Origin of the sequence: Cellulophaga geojensis KL-A, assembly GCF_000568425.1 — a bacterium.
GTDB lineage: Bacteria > Bacteroidota > Bacteroidia > Flavobacteriales > Flavobacteriaceae > Cellulophaga > Cellulophaga lytica.
Genome location: NZ_ARZX01000106.1, coordinates 1 through 557 on the forward strand (window position 1 = coordinate 1; position 557 = coordinate 557).

The 557-nt window shown below is 32.3% G+C and carries 1 protein-coding gene; it reads left to right on the forward strand.

Translation table 11 applies throughout. The features are described from left to right. A partial coding sequence (locus KLA_RS17425; RefSeq protein WP_034647549.1) for a hypothetical protein occupies positions 1-409 on the forward strand: 409 nt, incomplete at its 5' end. Positions 410-557: the final 148 nt, after the last annotated feature.

Below are 557 nucleotides of genomic sequence, written 5' to 3' on the forward strand. Positions count from 1 at the left end.
TTGCCTCCGCACTAAGCTTAGCCGCAACGTTGTAACACATTACCAAGCAGCATCTAAAAAAGTATTATTAATGGGAGAAATAATTGCGGAATTTATATTTAGCTATGTAATTGGCGGAATTTGGCTTGGATTGAATGCGATTTATGATTGGGTTAAAGGATTGATTTTTGGAATCCCTAAAAATGAGGTTGAACGAAAAAGAATTGAGAAAAAGTGGCTTTATAAAAAAGTCAGTCTGAAAGAAAAACTTAAAAACGAAATAGAAACTGGAACTATCGGAACTGTCATGGAAATAATCGATAGAAAAACTGCGTTCGTTGAATTTTATGACCGAAATGGAGAATTCATTGAAATTGATAATGAATTGGCATATAAAGTGGAATTGAAAAATATAAAACTGAAAAAATAACGTGTTACAACATTGTATAAAAATAATGCTTAAGTTTAATTTTAAATCAAAAGGTTAGTGCGTATTTGGTCACTCTGATTTTCCTGCGGAAAATCCTCGGACTCAAAACCGCACTATTCTTATACGTATTCCAAGATCAAATCCTAGT